The organism is Paenisporosarcina sp. OV554, assembly GCF_003058165.1.
Taxonomy (GTDB): Bacteria; Bacillota; Bacilli; order Bacillales_A; family Planococcaceae; genus Paenisporosarcina.
In genome coordinates, this window is sequence record NZ_QBUC01000071.1 from 1 (window position 1) to 1,612 (window position 1,612).

Below are 1,612 nucleotides of genomic sequence, written 5' to 3' on the forward strand. Positions count from 1 at the left end.
GAGGCCACTGAAAAAGTCTATATTGTTTAAATTAAGCGAGCCTTTCTTCGATTTTTATCGAGGAAGGGCTCGCTTTTTTTGTTGTATAATAAGTGTATTAATTTCAGGTGGTGTCCCGATGATTTCCAATCAAGAATCTTTAAACCTTAGCCCATATATGGCGATTTTCGATATTGTTGTGCCAAAAGATAATATGCTTCGTCAAATCAATGAACTTGTCGACTTTTCTTTTGTGCTCGAAGAATTGAAACATAAATATTGCCTCGACAACGGTCGCAATGCAGTGCCGCCAATTCGAATGTTCAAATATTTATTGCTTAAATCCATCTTTGACCTATCAGATGCCGATGTCGTGGAACGCTCTAAATACGATATGTCGTTTAAATATTTCCTTGATATGGCGCCAGAAGCTTCGGTGATCGACCCAAGTTCTTTAACGAAGTTCCGCAGGCTTCGTCTTCAGGACGTGCGCTTATTAGATATGCTCATTCAAAAGACTGTTGAAATTGCTCTGGAAAAAGAACTCATCAAAAGTAAATCGATTATCGTGGACGCTACGCATACAAAAGCACGTTATAACCAAAAATCGCCGAAAGAATTTTTAATGGAAAAATCGAGAAATGTTCGAAAAGCTGCCTATCAAATCGATGAATCGATGAAAGAAAAATTCCCGCCCAAAATAACTTCTAACGAAGTAAAAGACGAATTAGCTTATTGTGAACAAGTAATTTCAGTGATTGAAAAAGAGGCGCATCTTGCACAAATACCTGCAGTCAAAGAGAAGGTAAATGTATTGAAGGAAGTCATAGAAGATTATTCCGAGCAGCTCCATTTCTCGGCTGATTCAGATGCACGAGTTGGCCATAAAACAGCGGACTCCTCTTTCTTTGGTTATAAAACACATATTGCGATGAATGACGAACGAATTATTACCGCTGCGGTCATTACAACAGGTGAACAGAGTGACGGAAAACACCTTCAAGAGTTAATTGAAAAAAGCCAAGAAACAGGTATGGAAATTGAAACAGTAATTGGGGATGCAGCGTATTCAGAAAAGGATAATATTCGCTATTCAAAAATAAATAATCTTGAATTAGTGTCGAAATTAAATCCCCAAATTACACAAGGCGGACGCACGAAAGAAGAAGAATTCGAGTTTAATAAAGATGCAAGTATGTACGTTTGTAAGGCTGGGCATTTGGCTACTCGAACAGCACGCACTTCTAAGAAAGATGTAGGCAAAAACCAACGACAAACCTATTATTTTGAAATTGAAAAATGTAAAGTCTGTCTGTTTCGTGAAGGTTGTTACACCGAAGGTGCTAAAAGTAAGACCTATTCAGTGACGATAAAATCGACAGAACATACTGATCAAGAAACATTTCAAAATAGTGAGAAATTTAAAGAAAAAGCAAAGACACGCTATAAGATAGAAGCGAAAAATAGTGAATTGAAACACAGACACGGGTATGATGTAGCATCATCTAAGGGTCTATTTGGCATGCAAATGCAAGGAGCCATGGCTATATTTGCGGTAAACCTCAAACGAATTATGACCTTAATGAAGGAATCAGAATAAGTAATACAAAGAAAAAGGCGTCATTTCGTTCGA

The 1,612-nt window shown here is 37.5% G+C and carries 1 protein-coding gene; it reads left to right on the top strand.

Annotated elements, in window-relative coordinates:
- The first annotated feature begins 118 nt into the window (after nt 1-118).
- A complete protein-coding gene (locus C8K15_RS19955) occupies nt 119-1,579 on the top strand; it encodes an IS1182 family transposase (protein WP_108588127.1) in 1,461 nt (486 codons plus the stop codon).
- Nucleotides 1,580-1,612 lie beyond the last annotated feature (33 nt).

Excerpts from the sequence above, each read along its gene's own strand:
- C8K15_RS19955 (WP_108588127.1), top strand. The coding sequence starts at position 119 with ATGATTTCCAATCAAGAATCTTTAAACCTTAGCCCATATATGGCGATT.